Genomic DNA, 16,466 nt, shown 5'->3' on the forward strand with positions numbered 1-16,466 from the left:
GGACGACATGACACGCATTCAAGACGTCAAGGGCTTCGAGCTGCTCGATTCCCGAGGCAATCCGACCGTCGCGGCGCAGGTGACACTCGACGATGGATCGAAAGGGTTCGCCGTGGCGCCGTCCGGCGCATCGACCGGCGCGCGCGAAGCGCTGGAACTACGCGATGGCGACAAGTCGCGATACGGCGGCAAGGGTGTGCGGCGTGCGGCAAGCCACGTCGATGGCGAGCTGCGCCAAGCGTTGCTCGGCCTGGATGCCGCCGATCAACCGGGCATCGACCGCCGCATGATCGATCTAGACGGCACGCCGACAAAGGCACGTCTCGGCGCCAACGCGATCCTCGCGGTCTCGCTGGCATCGGCGAAGGCGGCCGCGGCATCGGCGGGCCTGCCGCTGTACCGCCACGTCGCGACGACGCCGAGCGCCCGCCTGCCCTTGCCGATGATGAACATCATCAACGGCGGCGCGCACGCAGACAACAACGTCGATCTGCAGGAATTCATGATCCTGCCGCTCGGCGCGCCGAGCTTCTCGGAAGCGTTGCGCTGGGGCGTCGAGGTGTTTCATGCATTGAAGGGCGTGCTGAAGGGCCGGGGGCTCTCGACATCGGTCGGCGACGAAGGCGGGTTCGCGCCGGATCTGTCGTCGAATGAGGCCGCGCTCGACACGATCATGCTGGCGATCGAGACCGCCGGGTTCGCTCCCGGCAAGGACATCGGCCTCGGACTGGATACCGCGAGTTCCGAGTTCTTCCATGACGGTAAGTACGTGCTGGCGTCGGAGAACCGCAGCTTCGATTCGCAGGCATTCGTGGACTACCTCGCGAAGCTCGCCGATGGCTACCCGATCGTGTCGATCGAGGACGGCATGTCGGAAGGCGACTGGGAGGGCTGGAAGCTCCTGACCGATCGTCTCGGCGGCCGCATGCAACTCGTCGGCGACGATCTGTTCGTGACCAACACGGAGATCCTGAAAGAAGGGATCGAAAGGAAGGTGGCGAACTCGATCCTGATCAAGCCCAATCAGATCGGCACGCTGACCGAGACGCTCGCTGCCATCGCGATGGCGGACCGCGCGGGTTACTCGTCGGTGATCTCACACCGTTCGGGTGAGACCGAGGACACGACGATCGCCGACCTCAGCATCTGCACCGCTGCAACCCAGATTAAGACCGGTTCGCTCTGTCGTTCCGACCGGGTGGCGAAGTACAACCGGTTGTTATTGATCGAGGCGGAAGTCGGTGCTGAGGCTTTTTATTCCGGGTCGCAGGCGCTTGCGTCAGTTCGAAAGGCGTAACACGCAAGAGCGGTCTAGAAAGACCAGCTTGCAGAGCGAACCCAAACTTGAGGCCGCATAAGACGGCTGTTTATCAATCAGAAATCTGAAGTAGGAGACATATCATGGATCAGGACCTCGAAAAACGTACCTTGCGCAAAGTCACTTGGCGTATCGTGCCTTTCATTATGCTGTTGTACTTTATCGCCTATATTGACCGGGTCAACATAGGCTTTGCGTCCCTAACGATGAGGACGGACCTAGGGTTCACTGCCTCGATCCTCGGTCTTGGTGCCGGGATCTTTTTCTGGGGCTACTTCTTGTTTGAAGTGCCTTCGAACATTGCTCTGCACAAAGTGGGCGCCCGTTTGTGGATTGCTCGGGTTATGCTCACGTGGGGCATCATTTCCGCGTGCATGGCCTTCGTGAAAGGGCCCACAAGCTTTTACATTGTTCGTTTCCTTTTGGGCGCAGCCGAGGCAGGCTTCTTTCCGGGCATCATCCTGTATCTCAGCTATTGGTTCCCGGCACGTCATCGCGCAGGGGTGGTCGCTTTTTTCATGGCCGCGGCTCCGATCTCTACCGCCCTCGGGTCACCACTCTCTGCCGCATTGCTCGAAATGCACGGTGTCATGGGTTTGCACGGCTGGCAGTGGATGTTCATTCTGGAAGCAATACCGGCGGTGATTTTGGGTATCGTCGTCTTCTTTTACATGACGGACAGGCCCGAAAAAGCGAAATGGCTTAAGGACGACGAGCGCGCTTGGCTGGTCGGTGTAATGAACGACGAAAATGCAAGGAGAAGCTCAAGCGGTGCAAAGCACGGAATTATCAGTGGCCTGGCCAATCCTCGTGTACTCGCATTGTCCCTGATCTACTTCGGTACCTCAGCCGGTTTGTACACGCTTGGGATCTGGGCGCCTCAGATCATCAAGCAACTGGGAGTTTCGTCGATGACGGTCGGTTTGCTCAATGCGATTCCTCCCACTGTATCCGTGGTAGCAATGGTCTTATGGTCGCGCCATTCTGACCGTACTAACGAACGCACTTGGCACGTGGTGATTGCATGTGTGGCGGCGGCAATCGGGCTTTCGGTTGCGGCGGTTTCCAGCAGTGTTGTCGGTCTGATTGCTTCCCTGACGCTGGTCAATATCGGAATCAGTTGCGCCAAGCCTCCTTTGTGGACCATGCCGACCATGTTTCTGTCCGGTGCTGCGGCCGCCACGGGTATCGCCACGATCAATTCAATCGGCAATCTCGGCGGATTTGCCGGCCCTGTGATGATTGGGTGGGTCAAGGACCAAACGGGCAGCTATGCCGGCGGGCTCTATTTCGTTGCCGGCCTTCTCGTGTTGTCCGCTGTGATGACGCTGCTGCTAGCTCGCTCGCAGAAGTCGCCAGTCACGCCTGGTAGTGCGGCGGTGCATTGATTCTCCAAATGCAGGCCTTTAAGCTCAATCCGTTGTCGCCGCAGTCCGAGCTAATTGGACATGCGGACGGCAACGAGCTCTCGGCGCCATTGAACATCCGGGCGAGGGTCGACTACACGGGCAGCATGTAAGGTCAAAGTTTTTCTATAGTCACAGCATTAACAGTACAAGGCGATGGTCCGCGACGACGCCTGCCGATCCGCCGGCGCAACAGTGGCGCCGAACGCACCGGGTCGTCCGGCAGGTTCCGCTGAAAAGGAAGTATCGTCATGTTCCGAGTATGTTTCTTTCGGATGCCGGAGCGGCTGCGGTATTGCAATGATCAACTCGGTCGGCAATCTCGGGGCTTCGTCGGCCCCTTTGTGATCGGTTGGCTGAAGAATGTGACCGGAGGTTATTCGGCCGGGCTGTATGTTGTGGCTGCGACGTTGGCGGTATCTGCCGTCGTGACGTTGATGCTGAGTCGGCGAGCACGGCAAACACACGCACCGGTTGGCGAGCGACACCGTCACTAAACGTACTCATCGTCGGGCATCGAAGCGGTCGGCATATGGATTCAATCTGGCGTTGGCCGGCCGCCGGGATCTCATTGATGTCGCGAAGACGGCTTACTGAGAGACTTCATCGAAAGCGGTCGTTTGGTGCCACACCTGCGACCGTCCCTTCCTGGCCGACCTCTGCCCCACGCGCCCCGCCTTAGCTGACACGCTGCAGCCGTCATGCACCGAGGCGCGCGCCGTACCGGGTCCCGATCTCGACCAGCTTCGAAATGTCAGGCGGCATCGCGGTGACTTCGCTATCGATCGTCGTGAACAGGTTCGCCGCCTGGCTACTTTGGCTGGTAATCGACAGCATCTGGACCCCGCCGGGGCCGCACCGGAAGCTATGAACCGTGCCGGCCGGGACATGAACAAACGAGCCCGCGGCCGCCATCACCGTGGTGCCGTCATAAGTAATTTCGACGCTGCCGTCGATCACGTAGAACGACTCGTCCCAGTCATGGCTGTGCGGGGGCGGCCCGCTTCCTTCCGGGCCGTGCTGCAGGAAGACTTCGTAGCCGTGCGTAGTGGCATGGTCGGCGAGGACCGTGATTTTTTCGCCGAGGACATTCAGCGCACGCGCGTAGGTTTGTGGCGTCACGAACAAGGGCTGGGGTTTCATGTCGGTCTCCTCGATAGTCGATCAAAACCGTTGGGGGCTCGCGGCCGGCGCATAACTGTCTTGATGTTCGAAGCGAATTCCGAGCCGCCCCCGAAGTCCGTTCGATCAGGTCTAGCAGCGACCTGCTACCCCTTTCTCAGGTCGGGCGCGGTTCCGTAGTGCCTACCTCCTCGAGCAGCTCGGCTTGAACAAGGGATCGCTCGATGAGAAAGAAACCATTGAGGGTGCGCGCGTGCCGGTACACTGACATCGCGCGTATTCATGCACAACTCCTTCATGCCAGTTGTGCGCGCTGAAGATCAGAGCTTGTGCGCTTCGAACTCTTACCTAACGGGCTGCAACTAATATAGTGCAGGCGCGTTCGAAAAGGGTAAGTATTGGTTAAGTGGCGTGCGTGGACACGTCGTCACCTGGCACAAAACTGCGAATCGGTCTGCCACAATCGGCCACGGCCGAGCCATAGCCACTGGACTCATCCATGCGCTCGCGGCGATCAACGTCGGCGATGAACTGTTTATCGACTACGGTCTTGTCATTGATGGCGAGATCACCGACGACGTTTGGACACAATACGCCTGTCATTGCGGCGCTTCCGGCTGCCGTCAATCGATGATCGGCGCCACCCGCATGACTTTCAGCAAAGCCTGTCGTGGCGCTAATGCGCCATCGGACGGATGGTCATCCGCATGATCAACGCATGGAGTGTTCGGAGCGAGCCCCGACCTTGAATGCCTCGTGTCGACCCATCGGAGCCATTCGATCGGAAGCCGTAACGCGACCGCTTCGAAGACCGGACCGGCTAGTCGCAAACACCCCAACCAACCTTTGCTCGATGAAGATGCCGTTGCCAGCACGCCGTGCATGCGAAGTGCATCACGTAAGCTTGAAGTCTTGCTCACGTTCAATCCTCATACATGTTCGCGCTTGTATTGACGATGCCCGTTTGCTAACGCTTTGTAAGCGTTTGAAGCGCATTGCCGAAATTCGTTTATTTGTCTTTGCGTCCTTCCACCCAATGGAGGTTCTGCATGACGTCGAAAGTCACCCTGATATACAAGCGGACGAAAAACCTTCGGGCTGTTCAACTCCTGCTTGGCCATTCCAAACTGGAAAGTACCGTGAGATACGTTGGAATCGAGGTTGACGACGCACTCGAGATATCCGAGCAAACTGAGGTCTAAGCTGGTCATTTCCGGCCGCACGCGGCATTCGTTTGACAACGTGCGTGCGGCTGCTATCTGGCGAGATGTCGTGCGAGTACACCCGGCCAACTCCGTCCTCCCGATCCCGCTCCCCCTTACCGGCATCTATGTCGGTAAAGCGGTCGTCCGCGCTGGCGACCCGGCTGGCAAGTGCGCAGCCTTGTCGGATTAGGAGCGGGCGAAGCAGGTTCGGGGGAACTGCATCGGATCGTTGGTTTCGGCGTCGCCGCCGGGTTCGAAAAGCGTGACTGTCTGAGATCGGCCGGATTCGTTTGCGAAGCAAAATTTTCGCGCTGGCGAGCCAGTTCATCCTGTAGTCAGGGTTTGCGGGGCGACCCGGAGATTCTCGGACTGAAGGGGGCGGGCCTGGAACCGCCGCCGGCCCGAACCTTCCGCTATTGCAAGACCTGGTAGATCATGGGCCCCTGCCTGTATGGACGGGGAAATGGCGGCGCCCAGTATCCCGCTCGGTAAGCCGGGTACGAAATTGGGCTGGCGACGGCGACGACCGGCTGCACCACGGCCTGGACCGGGTACGGGTACTCCTGTGCGTCCTCCTCCTGGGTATAGACCGGAACGTACTGGACGGCCGGTGGTGGCGCTGCATAGGCCTGTTGCACGTACACCGGCTGCGGATAAGCCGACGGGCCGTTGTTATAAACCGGCGCTTGCGCATAGACGGGCGTCGGCTGGTAACGCGCTGGCGGCGGCGCGTACTGCGGCTGCTGCACCACCGCCTGGTACCTGGGCTGGTCCGTCAATGGGCTCTGGGCGACGCGCGGTTGTGGAACGGGCGCCTGCAACGCCTCGTCCCCGTCCGGTATGCCGGGCGGAAGCGGCGGCACATCGTGCGACTGGACCTGCTTCGGTGGATGCTTCAATTGATTCCGCAAGGACGCATACGTCTCGGCATCCTCCTTCGCCCGAGCGAGATAGCCATTGTGGTACGCATTGCCCAGGTCTTCCAGACGTGCTTTGTTTTCTTCGTCGGCGGTCATACTGTCTTCGCCGGGGTCGAGCGACGGATCCGCCGCACCGTCGGCATAGGCGGACTTCGGACCATCGGCCCAAGCTGGCATAGATTGCAGCGATGGCGCAAAGGCTGCCGAAGCAACCGCAATCCCTAACAATGATTTTATTCTCATAGTTTCACCTCGCAGCTAGAGAGAAAAATGGAAGCACTCCGGCCACCTCCCGGGGGTCCGCGAGCCAATCCGCAACGCCGCACCGCACACCAGAAGCTGAGTTCCTGGAGGCTGCGCACCCGCGAGTAATCCGGACTTGCGAGCATTTCCTGGCCTCTTTCAGGACCGCGCAGGCTGGCAAACGCACGGTTTGGCGATTGCAAGTCGTTGGCGAATGGCGCTTGACGGGGCCGCGGCGCTCCGTGGCACATTTCGCCACCGGCAACTCGGCTATCCATCTCTCATTTGCGGCTGCTTCCTCTCCGAAACAATCGAGCGGTGGTTCGGACATCCGGCCGGAACCACGCTAGATACCGCATGGTGTTCGCTCGAGAAGGGAAACTCCGTGCGGGAATACTCACATCTCGTCGACAGGCATACGCGGGAAAACCAGAATCGCGGAAGATGACAGTGGCGTGACGCACTACCGGTGAGTCGTCAGTGCGTACCCCGACCCACTCCGGTCCAGACAACTTTCTCCAAACCGGTCAGCCAGCCAAATTCAGGTTTTGCAAACGGGAGTGAGATGGTATGTAGGACTACCGGAGAAAGGTCCGTTTAGCTAAAACGGAATTTCCAACTCTGTGCGAGGTTGGCGTTGGCGTAGCTCATGTGCGGTCGTTATCAGCGTTGTTGTCGGAAATGAAGCGGGACCCAACGACGGTCGCGGCAGACCCCGTCTTGTGAACATTCGCCCGTTGACGCCCGGCTCGCTGAAATAATGCGCGGTCCCGATACGTTAGTGCAATGTGCCGGCTCTCCCGGCGCCTTAAGCTGGCCTCCATCGACGCCACGCGCGTGGCCGGCGCGTCGATCCGTCCATGCCATCCGCCCACCCGTCTTCCTTCGGAGCCAGTCCATGTTCACCTTCACGCATAGCCTTCCGGATATGCAACTTGACAAGGCGCGTACCGCGCTCGTTTTGACCGACATGCAGAACGAGTTCTTCGAAGAAGCAACCGACACGTACTACGAAATGATCGCACATTCGCTCAAGGAGCGGAATGTGATCGCGAATACGGAAAGGCTGCTCCAGACCGCACACGAGCTGGGTATTTACATCATCCACTCGCCGCACTGGTTTTATCCACACGATCTGCAATGGAAGGTGCAAGCGGCGGGTCCGCTCGGAAGCTACCTGGGTAGCATCGGTTTCTGCGGACGCTCCAGTCCGATCGATCTCGACGGATTTGAAGGCTCGCGCGCCGATCTCTACGAGCCGTTCAAGCGCTATCTGAAAGACGGACACGCCTGCAACTGTGCGCCGCACAAGCTCTTTGGCTGCGAGTCGAACGATGTCGTCAAACAGCTTCGCATGCGGCGCGTGACGCAGGTCGTGATGGTCGGGCCCGCCGCCAACGTGTGCCTCGAATCGCATATGCGCGACATCATCGAAGCGGGCTTCGAAGTGGCGATGGTGCGCGATGCCGTCGGCGGCGCAGCCAATGAAGAAGGCGACGGGTATCAGGCGGCGATGATCAACTGGCGCTTTATGGCGAATTCGCTGTGGACCACGGAACAAGCCGTCGCCGCGATGCGCGCGGCCGTGTGACCGCTGGCGTCCAGACTTTCGCATACAGGAATCGAACCACGAAAGCCCCTCAGTTGACCGCCTACGGCGAGCCGCGTGACGTCGTGACACTCGTCGATCTGCCCGATCCCGGCGCGCCCGCCGCCGACGAGATCATCGTCCGTGCGGCGGCCCGAATTAATCGGCAGCGCCTGCTCGAGTGCCTCGACCGTTTCGGCCAGCTCGTCATCTGGAGCGGCATGGGCCGCGAAGCGTCGTTCATCCAGCCGATTCCACTCATCTTCGGCCGACAGTCGCTGCATGGCAGCTGGATCATGAACTGGCTGAAGGAGCCGCGCAACATGGAACGGCTCGTCGCACTGTGCGGGGAGCTTGCGCCGCTGGTCGAGACGCCTGCCGATTGCCCGCTGATTACAGCCGCCCCACCGCACCTGCCGCCATCACGGCGAGCATCAAGACCGCCGCGCCGGTCCACATCGACGCATGCAGATTAATGTGATCGACCGCAAATCCGCCGATCAACGAGCCGCAGGTAATCGAAAGCTGGAATACGCAGGTGTTCATGCTCTGCGCCGCTTCAGGCGCGTGTTGGGTCGCACTGAAGAGCCATAGTTGCGTGCCGACCGGCGCCATGCCCCAGCACACGGCCCACACCACAAAGCCCGTCAGCGCAACGGCCACGTGATGCGGCGCTGCCGCCAATGCGAGCAGCGAGACGACGAAGAGCGCGACGTTTGCGTACACGGTCGCGCGAAGATTGCGGCTTGCCAGCGCACCCGCGACGAATGTGCCGACCACCGCTAGCGCGCCATACAGCAGCAGCACGACGCTGATGGCGCGCGATCCGATTTGCACGACTTGCTCCAGATACGGCGTGACGAAGGTGTAAGCCGCAAAGTGACCGGCGACGATTAAGACGATCGCAAGATAAATCGCGATAATTTTCTTCGACTTCAATAGGCCCACAAATTCGGCCGGCGTCACTGCGGCACGTGTCTGGATCTTCGGCAAAGCGACGAACTGGAATGCGCACACCGCGATCGCCAGCACGCTCGCGATGCCAAACGCGACGCGCCAGCCCGCGTGATCCGAGACATACGCGCCCAACGGCACACTCACGACCGTGGCCAGCGAAATGCCCGAGAACACCAGCGATGATGCTTTCGACACCCGATCCGCAGATACGAGCCGCGATGCCGCGATGATCGAGATTGACCAGAAGCCGCCGACGCCGATGCCGAGCAGCACGCGCGCGAGCAGCAGCACCGCGAAGTTCGGCGCGAGCGTCGACATCACGCCCGATGCGACGACGAGCGCAGACAGCGCGAGCAAAACGCTGCGCCGGTCGAGCCGCCCTACCGACAGCGCGACGACGGGCGCGGCGATAAAGCCGAACGCGGCCGTAGCGGTGACAGTCAGGCCGGCAGTGCCTTCCGATACGCCGAAGCCCTTGACGATGCCAGGCAGCAGTCCGACCGGCAGGAACTCGATCACAACCAGCGCGAAGCCGCCCAAAGCGATCGCTATTACGCCGCGCCAGCACGGGCGATCGTAGGAAGCGGCATTCGGGCGCGTTGAAGCAGTCGACATTGACAAGTCCTCGCGGTCGCGGTCCCACATCGACTGACAAACGATGCAGCACACGCTTGAAGGGCAGAAAAAAGACACGGAATCGATCCGTGCCGGCGACGCAAAAACGGGGTTGGAGGAGCGCCTCGCGTCAGCAATCGGTTACGACGGGCATCAGTACATCATGGACTGTGCGATTCGTCATCAGACGAAGGTGTCGGCCGCCATGCACGACGATACGAACGGTCCGCGCGAACAGCGATCACGACACGCCGACAACCTGCGCCATGCGCAGCAGTTCGGCGAGCGATTCCGCCTCCATCTTGCGCATGATCTGGCCGCGATGCGCCTTTACGGTGATCTCGCTGATACCGAGGTGCTCGCCAATCTCACGGTTGAGAAAACCTTCGACGATCAGCGGCAACACTTCGCGCTCGCGGCGCGTGAGTGACGCATGGCGCGCCTTCAATAGCGACTTGCGCGCCTCGCGTGCAACCAGGGTTTCGCTGTGCACGATCGCGGCACGGACCGCATCGAGCAACACGTCATCGTCGAAGGGCTTGGCGAGAAATTCGATCGCGCCCGCCTTCATCGCGCTCACTACGGTGCGCGTGTCGTCCTGCCCGGTGATAAAAATGATCGGCGTGGCGGGACGATCGACGACGAGCGACTTCTGCAATTCCAAGCCGGTCAAGCCGGGCAACTGGATGTCAAGCACCAGGCACCCTGGGCCGCGCGTTTGCGAGTGAGAGAGGAATGCATCGGCGCTCGCGAAACTCCTGACATCGAGGCCTTCATGACGCAGCAGCGCTTCGACCGACTCGCGAATCGCGATGTCGTCGTCGACCAAGAACACGGTCGGCGGAAGACTCGCCGGACGATGCACAAACGGGCGAGCCGTATGGACAAACGGAGCGTTCATGACAGTTCTCCCGATGGGTTGGATCGTCTTTCAATGGCCGCGCTCAACGCGTCCGCCATTTCCACGTCGCTAAACGGTTTGTACAGACAGGCCACGGCGCCTTCGGCGAGCAACTGATCGCGTAGAGCGTCGTCCTGATGCGCAGTGATATAGACCACGGGGACCAACCTGTTTTGAGTTTTCAGTTGCGCGATCAGATCGGGACCGCTCATTCCAGGCATCATCACATCGACGATCAGGCAGCGCGTTTGGGTCACCGCGTCAGAACACAGGAACGACTCGCCCGAAGCGAACGCGCGCACGTTGAATCCCAGTTCCCTGACGAGATCTGGCAGCGATTCGCGCACGGATTCGTCGTCGTCGACTACGCTGACCAGCGGCCACAGTTTCATTGCGGATCCCTACACGCGCCCTCAAAGCAAGCCGTTTCAATCTCTCGCCGTCGTCTTCAGGCGAGGCAATGCCACAGTCAGCTTAGCGTTCGCGCGTGCGCGGGTCATTATCCTAAGGTGTCGGTCAAAGCCTACGGCGCGCGAGATTCTCCTTCCGGGTCCGGGTCGCCCTGCGCATTGCGTCCAAACGGAATCGAAAAGCCGAAGGTTGCGCCGCGCCGCAGATTCTTCTTCGCCCACAACTGACCGCCATGCGCCTTGATGATCGAGCGGCTCACCGACAGTCCGATGCCCATGCCTTGCGTCTTGGTCGTGTAGAACGGCTTGAACAGTTGGTCGATCGCCTTATCGTCATAACCGACGCCGGAATCGCGCACGGACAGACACGCACCGCCACCGCATTCGCTCAGCTCGATCACAATCACGCGCGGGCCGTCGCTCGTCATGTTGATCGCGTCGATGGCATTGCGTACGAGGTTCATCATGACCTGCTGCAGCTGGATGCGATCGCCCTCGATGGGTTGCAGCACGCTGTCGAGCAAAGGCACGAGCGTGATTCGATGACGCCGCACATCGCCTTGCACCAGGTCAATCACCTCGCGCGTGGCCTCGCCAAAGTCCCACCAGCTCGCATTTATCTTCTCCTGGTTGAAGAGCGTGCGCAGACGCGAAATCACGGCCGCCGCGCGCTTGCCGTCGCGAACCGTTCGTTGCGCCGTGGCAATCGCGCCAGCGATGTTCGGCGGATCGCTGCCTAACATGCGCAGGCACACGTTCGCATTCGTGACGATGCCCGCCAGCGGCTGATTCACTTCATGCGCGATCGATGCGGTGAGAATGCCCAGACTGCTTGCACGGGCGGCCTGCGCGAGCTCGGCGCGCGCCTGCGCGAGCGCTTCGGAAGCGCGACGTCGCTCGGTAGTGTCCTGCACCGTGCCGACGTATTCGGTTTCGCCAGTCAGCGCGGTCGTCACATAGGCGCAGTAGTGCAGATACCGGATGGAGCCATCCGGCATCACGAGCCGCATGTCATCTTCGATGTCTCCGCGCTCGACGTCACGCCTTGCGGTGTCGAACATGAAGACGCGATCGCCCGGATGGGTACGTGGTTCGAGCGCCGCGCGTGTGATCGGCGTGTCCGTGTCGATGCCGAACATCCGATAGAGCGGCTCGCTCCACGCCATCCGGTCCGATCCCACCCGCCATGAAAAAATGCCGAGCCCGGCGAGCCTTTGTACTTCAGCGAGCAGCGCCTCGCTGCGCCGCACGCCGTCTTCCGCGAGCTTGCGATCTTCGATGTCGGTCGCCGCGCCGTACCAGCGCACGATCGCGCCTGATTCATCGCGGAACGGTTCGACGCGCAGCAGGAACCAGCGATAGACGCCGTCGCGCCGGCGAATCCGCACTTCCGCGTCGCTCGGCAGACCGGTCGCGAGCGAATAGCGCCATTGGTCCATGCGCCTGCCGAGGTCCTGCGGATGGATCGCGTTTTGCCAGCCGAAGTGACGCGACTGAGCGGCGCTCATGCCGGTGTAGACGGTGTGCGCGCGATTCAGATATTCGCAGGAGCCGTCCGGCAAACTGCTCCACACCATCATCGGAACGAGATCGAACATAAGGCGCAACTGCCGGTGAAAGAGCGCCTTTTCGATCAAAAGCGGAGACTGCCGCTCGCGCAACCAATCTTCGACGCAATGCGCCGCTTTGCGGGCGGCCACGCCGAGCGCGAGACGCTCCAGCGCATCCGGAAATCCTGCCCTGCTCGCGCTCGCGATGAACACGCCCGGCGTTGGTCCGGCGTGGAATTCGTAGCGGAACGTCGCTGCGGCGTGGGTCGCGCGCGCGTTGTCGTGCGCGACGTCCACGCGAAGATCGTGCGCGGCATCGTTCAGCGACACCTGCACGCGGTCGAGTCCAAGCGTGTCGACAAGGCCGCGCAGCAGCGTATCGATGGTGGCTCTGGCATCGCCATCAGGCGAGGTCAGCAAATTGGCCAGAGCGTCTTCGCGCTCGCCGGTGCGATCCTCGCGATCCGCATACCACCGCTCATTGCTCGCATCCTGGGTCGTCGCCCGGATCGGCCGCTCGGATCCGGCTCTGGCTGCGCCATCATACGGATATCGCTTCATGACTCGCTCCCGTCACAAGACCGCTTGTCGCGCGTCGATACCTGATCGATGGAATGAACGTCATGGTCAACACAGAACAAAGGGCACGCGGGAACGCTCGCGCGTTCGTCATGCATGCATCGGATGGATGGAGTGAAAACGACCGAAGCATCGGCCAGCGACGTTGACGTTGCCGTTAGCAAGTCGTGCAAGCCGGCTGACGTTCGATAATAATGAATGTTAGCAATGCCGCTTCCACCCTCTTATTCCGATTTGAGTGAATTCATGACTGCACGTTATAAGCTGTGCGAGGCCGCGCGGTGAAGTTCAAGCTGAGACAAATGGAGGTGTTCCGCGCAGTGATGCTGACTGGCACCGCGAGCGGTGCCGCCCGCATGCTGTATGTTTCGCAGCCCGCTATCAGCCGATTGCTGACGCATACCGAAACCAGCATCGGCCTGAAACTGTTCGAACGCGTCGGGCGCAAACTCGTGCCGACTGAGGCGGCGCTCGCGTTGTTCGAGGAAGTGCAGCAGGTGTACGACGCCGCACTGGGCGTGGACCGCTTCGTCGAAAACCTTGCGAGCCAGGCGGCGATCGAATTAAGCGTAAGTTGCAGTCCGGCGCTCGGCCTGAGTCTCCTGCCGCGCGCCATCGAGCTGTTTCACCGGCGCGAGCCGAAGCTGCGGATCCACTTCTATACGACCTTGACCGTCGACGTGCCCAACGAACTGTTGAGCAAGAAAACCGATCTTGCCGTGACGTTGCTCCCGCTCACGAACTCGAATTTGACGGTTGAGGCGATCGGCACCGGCCGAATCGTCGCGGCGATGATGGGCGATCATCCGCTCGCTTCGCAGACATCGATTAGCGTCAAAGACCTCGTCGGCCATTCCGTGATCCTGCCTGCGCCGAACATCGCTTATGGCCGGCTGATTCGCGCGGCGTTCGAACGCATCGGCGTGGACATCACGCCGACCTTCGAAGTGCCGCGTGCGGAGCTTGCGTGCGCGCTTGCGCGCCGCTCGCTTGGCATTGCGTTGACTGACGAATTTGTCGCGAGTCCGGATATCTGGACCGGCATGGTCGTGCGTCCACTCGCCGAACCAATCACGTATGACATCAACCTTATTTACCCAAAGTATTCGGCGCGTTCGAAAGCGGCGGAGGAGTTCATCCAGGTGTTGCGCGAATGCATGCATCTGCACGCAGCCGGCAAGCTATGCGTATGACGAGCGGCCCCGAGGCCGCCGGTCTGTTCTGAAATCAATGGAATAACGATGGATCGACTCGAAGCGATGGAAATGCTGCTCAAGGCAATCGACAGCGGGAGTCTGTCGGCTGCTGCACGTGAGCTGAAGATTCCGGTCAGCACGCTCACGCGCAAAGTCGCCGAACTGGAAGAGCTGCTCGACGTACGGCTGCTAATTCGGACGACGCGGAAACTGACGCTCACCGATTCCGGCACATCATACGTCGCTGCCGCGCGCCGCATTCTCGATCTCGTGCGCGAACAGGAACGCGAGGCGACCGGCGAATTTGCCACCGCGCGCGGCGAGCTGATCGTCACGGCGCCGGTGCAATTGGGACGACTTCACGTGTTGCCGGTCATCAACCAGTTTCTCACTCAGTATCCTGACATCACGGTGCGCCTGCTGCTGTCCGACCGCAATATCGACCTGATCGATTCGCACGCCGATCTGGCGGTACGCATCGGCGAATTGCCGGACAGCAGTCTGATCGCGACGCGCGTGGCGTCGTTGCGGCCGATCGTCTGTGCGAGTCCGGCGTTTCTGGAGCGGCATAGGCCGCCGCACGAACCTGCCGATCTCGTGAAGTATCCGTGCGTCGTGTTTAACAGCCCGTATCTTTCGCCGTGGCGCTTCCGCCAGCCGGACACGGACAAGGTGTTCACCGTCGAAGTCGCGCCACGACTGGAGGTGACGGCGCCCGACGCAGCGGTATCAGCCGCCGTCGACGGCGTGGGCATGACGCTCGTCTTCGAGCATGACGCGGACGAGATGCTCAGGGCGCGTCGACTAGCCATTGTGTTGCCGCAGTACGAAGTCGGTCCGGTGCCGGTTCATCTCGTCCACGTCTCGCGTAACCTGATGCCGGTGAAACTGCGCTTCTTCATCGATTTCGCCGCACCGAAACTGCGTGAATCGATGGCGCATTTCGGCAAGCGCACGGCGTGACGTCAAAACGCGTCTTCTCGTACCGCTTCGGCATCGTCGGACAAGTAAGGCCGCTTTAACCACCGTTCGCCCCATTGCGCTAGCGCAAGCAGCACCGGATACAGATCTTCGCCTTTGGCCGTCAGCCGATAACCGAACGTATTCGCGCGATCCGGCAATTCGAAACGCTCGACGATACGCAGCGTCATCAGTCTCTCGAGGCGAGCGGCGAGCACATTGCGGGCAATACCCAATGCGCCTTGCAATTCGACAAAGCGCGTGCGCCCTTCCATGCATTCCCGGACGATTAACAGCGTCCACCACTCGCCGACCTCATCGAGGGCGCGAGCGATCGGGCATTTCATCTCATCGAAGCGTTTGCGATACATGACGCATGTTTTATCACGCATCCGCCCCGCCATTTCCTCACATTTCGGGGAACACATTCCCGACGCCGGCCAATAGTCTCACGCAACCGCACTCCCTATAGTTTCGTCACGCAACCGATGAGTCGCCAAGCAACGGAACAAAGGGGATAAGGCGTTTCAATCGATACCTTGGTCTATTGCCGCTGCCAGGCCGGCGTGGCGTAATCGGCAGCGTCTTCGACTGACTGGACGGATTTCTTTTCTTCGATCGTTCGATGGCGGCGGGAGAGCTGCCGCCTGAAAAAGCCAGTACGCAAGCCACATCTCACTCAATCCGCCGCTGTGCATCTCATTCGCCACGGCGGTTCGATCAAGCGCTTAAAAGGAGTCGGAATATGTTGCTCAAAGGAAAGAAGGCCGTCGTAACCGGTGCAAGCCGCGGTATCGGCGCAGCCATCGCGAGGAAGCTCGCGCAGGAAGGCGCCGACGTCGTGATCACGTTCGAAAAGAGCATCGACAAGGCCAATGTGATCGTCGAAGCCATTCAGGCCGCCGGTCGCAAGGCACTGGCGATCCAGGCAGACAGCGCGCAAACCGAAGCCGTCAAGGCGTCGATCGATAAGGCGCACGCATTTCTCGGCGGCATCGACATTCTCGTGAACAACGCAGGCGTGATTCGCATCGGACCGCTGGAGAAGATGCCGCAAGCGGACATCGACGCGATGGTCAAGATCAACATTCAGGCGCCGATCGCAGCGACCCAGGCTGTGATGCCGCTTCTCGTCGAAGGCGGGCGCATCGTCAATATCGGCAGCTTCTTTGCCAATAACGTCGCGTGGCCGGAGCTCACCGTTTATTCGATGACCAAGTCTGCGCAGATCTCCTTCACCAAAGGACTTGCACGCGAACTCGGCGTGCGCGGCATCACGGCCAATCTCGTGCAGCCTGGCGCGATCGACACCGACATGAATCCAGCCGAAGGCGACTTCTCGTCGGTCACCAAGCCGCTGATTCCGGGCAAACAATACGGCACGGGCGAGGACATTGCCAACGCAGTTGCGTTTCTTGCCAGCGATGCAGCCAGCTATGTCAACGGCGCGGCGCTTACGGTCGATGGCGGCCTGACCGCGTAACGCGCGCTGCCCG

15 protein-coding genes and 2 pseudogenes are annotated in these 16,466 nt (G+C 60.7%); 9 read left to right on the forward strand and 8 right to left on the reverse strand.

Translation table 11 applies throughout. The annotated features are described in order from the left end of the window. Positions 1-7 precede the first annotated feature (7 nt). The 3 genes and pseudogenes from eno to OH764_RS27290 all read left to right on the forward strand — a co-directional run. The gene (eno, locus tag OH764_RS27280) at positions 8-1,297 is read left to right on the forward strand and encodes a phosphopyruvate hydratase (RefSeq protein WP_498849222.1); all 1,290 of its coding nucleotides are present in this window, start codon (positions 8-10) and stop codon (positions 1,295-1,297) included. Positions 1,298-1,401: 104 nt separating this feature from the next. Next, entirely contained in the window at positions 1,402-2,706 is a 1,305-nt protein-coding gene (locus OH764_RS27285; protein WP_498849223.1) for an MFS transporter, read from the forward strand. Between the two features lie 271 nt (positions 2,707-2,977). Then, positions 2,978-3,221: pseudogene (locus OH764_RS27290) on the forward strand (MFS transporter); the annotation flags it as partial. A gap of 202 nt (positions 3,222-3,423) precedes the next feature. Here OH764_RS27290 and OH764_RS27295 read toward each other — a convergent pair. Then, positions 3,424-3,867, reverse strand: a complete 444-nt coding sequence (locus OH764_RS27295; RefSeq protein ID WP_498849224.1) for a cupin domain-containing protein — start codon at positions 3,865-3,867, stop codon at positions 3,424-3,426. A 381-nt stretch (positions 3,868-4,248) separates the two neighbouring features. Then, complete coding sequence (locus tag OH764_RS27300; RefSeq protein ID WP_498849225.1) at positions 4,249-4,449, reverse strand: hypothetical protein; 201 nt, start codon at positions 4,447-4,449, stop codon at positions 4,249-4,251. Positions 4,450-4,901: 452 nt separating this feature from the next. On the opposite strand from OH764_RS27300, the pseudogene OH764_RS27305 reads away from it, so the two are divergent. Beyond that, positions 4,902-5,048, forward strand: a pseudogene (locus OH764_RS27305) (tyrosine-type recombinase/integrase); the annotation flags it as partial. A gap of 416 nt (positions 5,049-5,464) precedes the next feature. Here the strand turns inward: OH764_RS27305 and OH764_RS27310 are convergent. Beyond that, on the reverse strand, positions 5,465-6,148 hold the full coding sequence (locus OH764_RS27310; protein WP_498849226.1) for a hypothetical protein: 684 nt from the start codon (positions 6,146-6,148) through the stop codon (positions 5,465-5,467). Positions 6,149-7,112: 964 nt separating this feature from the next. On the opposite strand from OH764_RS27310, the gene OH764_RS27315 reads away from it, so the two are divergent. Continuing rightward, positions 7,113-7,805: a cysteine hydrolase family protein gene (locus OH764_RS27315; protein ID WP_498849227.1), complete on the forward strand. Its 693-nt coding sequence runs from the start codon at positions 7,113-7,115 to the stop codon at positions 7,803-7,805. 53 nt (positions 7,806-7,858) lie between these two features. Continuing rightward, complete coding sequence (locus OH764_RS27320; protein ID WP_498849228.1) at positions 7,859-8,278, forward strand: hypothetical protein; 420 nt, start codon at positions 7,859-7,861, stop codon at positions 8,276-8,278. On the opposite strand, the gene OH764_RS27325 is transcribed toward OH764_RS27320, so the two are convergent. The 4 genes from OH764_RS27325 to OH764_RS27340 form a co-directional block, all read right to left on the reverse strand. Further along, positions 8,196-9,374, reverse strand: coding sequence for an MFS transporter (locus OH764_RS27325; RefSeq protein ID WP_498849229.1), 1,179 nt, complete (start codon positions 9,372-9,374; stop codon positions 8,196-8,198). The genes OH764_RS27320 and OH764_RS27325 overlap by 83 nt on opposite strands. A gap of 241 nt (positions 9,375-9,615) precedes the next feature. Next, positions 9,616-10,275, reverse strand: coding sequence for a response regulator transcription factor (locus tag OH764_RS27330; RefSeq protein ID WP_498849230.1), 660 nt, complete (start codon positions 10,273-10,275; stop codon positions 9,616-9,618). Next, a complete protein-coding gene (locus OH764_RS27335; RefSeq protein ID WP_498849231.1) occupies positions 10,272-10,667 on the reverse strand; it encodes a response regulator transcription factor in 396 nt (131 codons plus the stop codon). The genes OH764_RS27330 and OH764_RS27335 overlap by 4 nt, the downstream gene beginning before the upstream one ends. A gap of 131 nt (positions 10,668-10,798) precedes the next feature. Beyond that, positions 10,799-12,796: an ATP-binding protein gene (locus tag OH764_RS27340; RefSeq protein WP_498849232.1), complete on the reverse strand. Its 1,998-nt coding sequence runs from the start codon at positions 12,794-12,796 to the stop codon at positions 10,799-10,801. 299 nt (positions 12,797-13,095) lie between these two features. Here OH764_RS27340 and OH764_RS27345 point away from each other — a divergent pair, with 299 nt between their 5' ends. Further along, positions 13,096-14,007 carry a LysR family transcriptional regulator gene (locus tag OH764_RS27345; protein ID WP_498849233.1) on the forward strand — a complete coding sequence of 304 codons (912 nt, stop codon included), beginning with the start codon at positions 13,096-13,098 and terminating at the stop codon, positions 14,005-14,007. 48 nt (positions 14,008-14,055) lie between these two features. After that, complete coding sequence (locus OH764_RS27350; protein WP_498849234.1) at positions 14,056-14,973, forward strand: LysR family transcriptional regulator; 918 nt, start codon at positions 14,056-14,058, stop codon at positions 14,971-14,973. A 2-nt stretch (positions 14,974-14,975) separates the two neighbouring features. Here OH764_RS27350 and OH764_RS27355 read toward each other — a convergent pair whose 3' ends face one another. Then, the gene (locus tag OH764_RS27355) at positions 14,976-15,362 is read right to left on the reverse strand and encodes a winged helix-turn-helix transcriptional regulator (RefSeq protein WP_498849235.1); all 387 of its coding nucleotides are present in this window, start codon (positions 15,360-15,362) and stop codon (positions 14,976-14,978) included. A 353-nt stretch (positions 15,363-15,715) separates the two neighbouring features. Between OH764_RS27355 and OH764_RS27360 the strand changes: the two genes are divergently transcribed. Then, a complete protein-coding gene (locus OH764_RS27360; RefSeq protein ID WP_498849236.1) occupies positions 15,716-16,453 on the forward strand; it encodes an SDR family NAD(P)-dependent oxidoreductase in 738 nt (245 codons plus the stop codon). Positions 16,454-16,466 lie beyond the last annotated feature (13 nt).

The organism is Burkholderia sp. M6-3 (assembly GCF_050858985.1).
Lineage (GTDB): Bacteria > Pseudomonadota > Gammaproteobacteria > Burkholderiales > Burkholderiaceae > Paraburkholderia > Paraburkholderia caledonica.

Coding starts and splice junctions, on each gene's coding strand:
- eno (WP_498849222.1), top strand. CDS start 8: ATGACACGCATTCAAGACGTCAAGGGCTTCGAGCTGCTCGATTCCCGA.
- OH764_RS27285 (WP_498849223.1), top strand. CDS start 1,402: ATGGATCAGGACCTCGAAAAACGTACCTTGCGCAAAGTCACTTGGCGT.
- OH764_RS27295 (WP_498849224.1), bottom strand. CDS start 3,867: ATGAAACCCCAGCCCTTGTTCGTGACGCCACAAACCTACGCGCGTGCG.
- OH764_RS27300 (WP_498849225.1), bottom strand. CDS start 4,449: ATGACAGGCGTATTGTGTCCAAACGTCGTCGGTGATCTCGCCATCAAT.
- OH764_RS27310 (WP_498849226.1), bottom strand. CDS start 6,148: ATGCCAGCTTGGGCCGATGGTCCGAAGTCCGCCTATGCCGACGGTGCG.
- OH764_RS27315 (WP_498849227.1), top strand. CDS start 7,113: ATGTTCACCTTCACGCATAGCCTTCCGGATATGCAACTTGACAAGGCG.
- OH764_RS27325 (WP_498849229.1), bottom strand. CDS start 9,374: ATGTCGACTGCTTCAACGCGCCCGAATGCCGCTTCCTACGATCGCCCG.
- OH764_RS27330 (WP_498849230.1), bottom strand. CDS start 10,275: ATGAACGCTCCGTTTGTCCATACGGCTCGCCCGTTTGTGCATCGTCCG.
- OH764_RS27335 (WP_498849231.1), bottom strand. CDS start 10,667: ATGAAACTGTGGCCGCTGGTCAGCGTAGTCGACGACGACGAATCCGTG.
- OH764_RS27340 (WP_498849232.1), bottom strand. CDS start 12,796: ATGAAGCGATATCCGTATGATGGCGCAGCCAGAGCCGGATCCGAGCGG.
- OH764_RS27350 (WP_498849234.1), top strand. CDS start 14,056: ATGGATCGACTCGAAGCGATGGAAATGCTGCTCAAGGCAATCGACAGC.
- OH764_RS27355 (WP_498849235.1), bottom strand. CDS start 15,362: ATGCGTGATAAAACATGCGTCATGTATCGCAAACGCTTCGATGAGATG.
- OH764_RS27360 (WP_498849236.1), top strand. CDS start 15,716: ATGTTGCTCAAAGGAAAGAAGGCCGTCGTAACCGGTGCAAGCCGCGGT.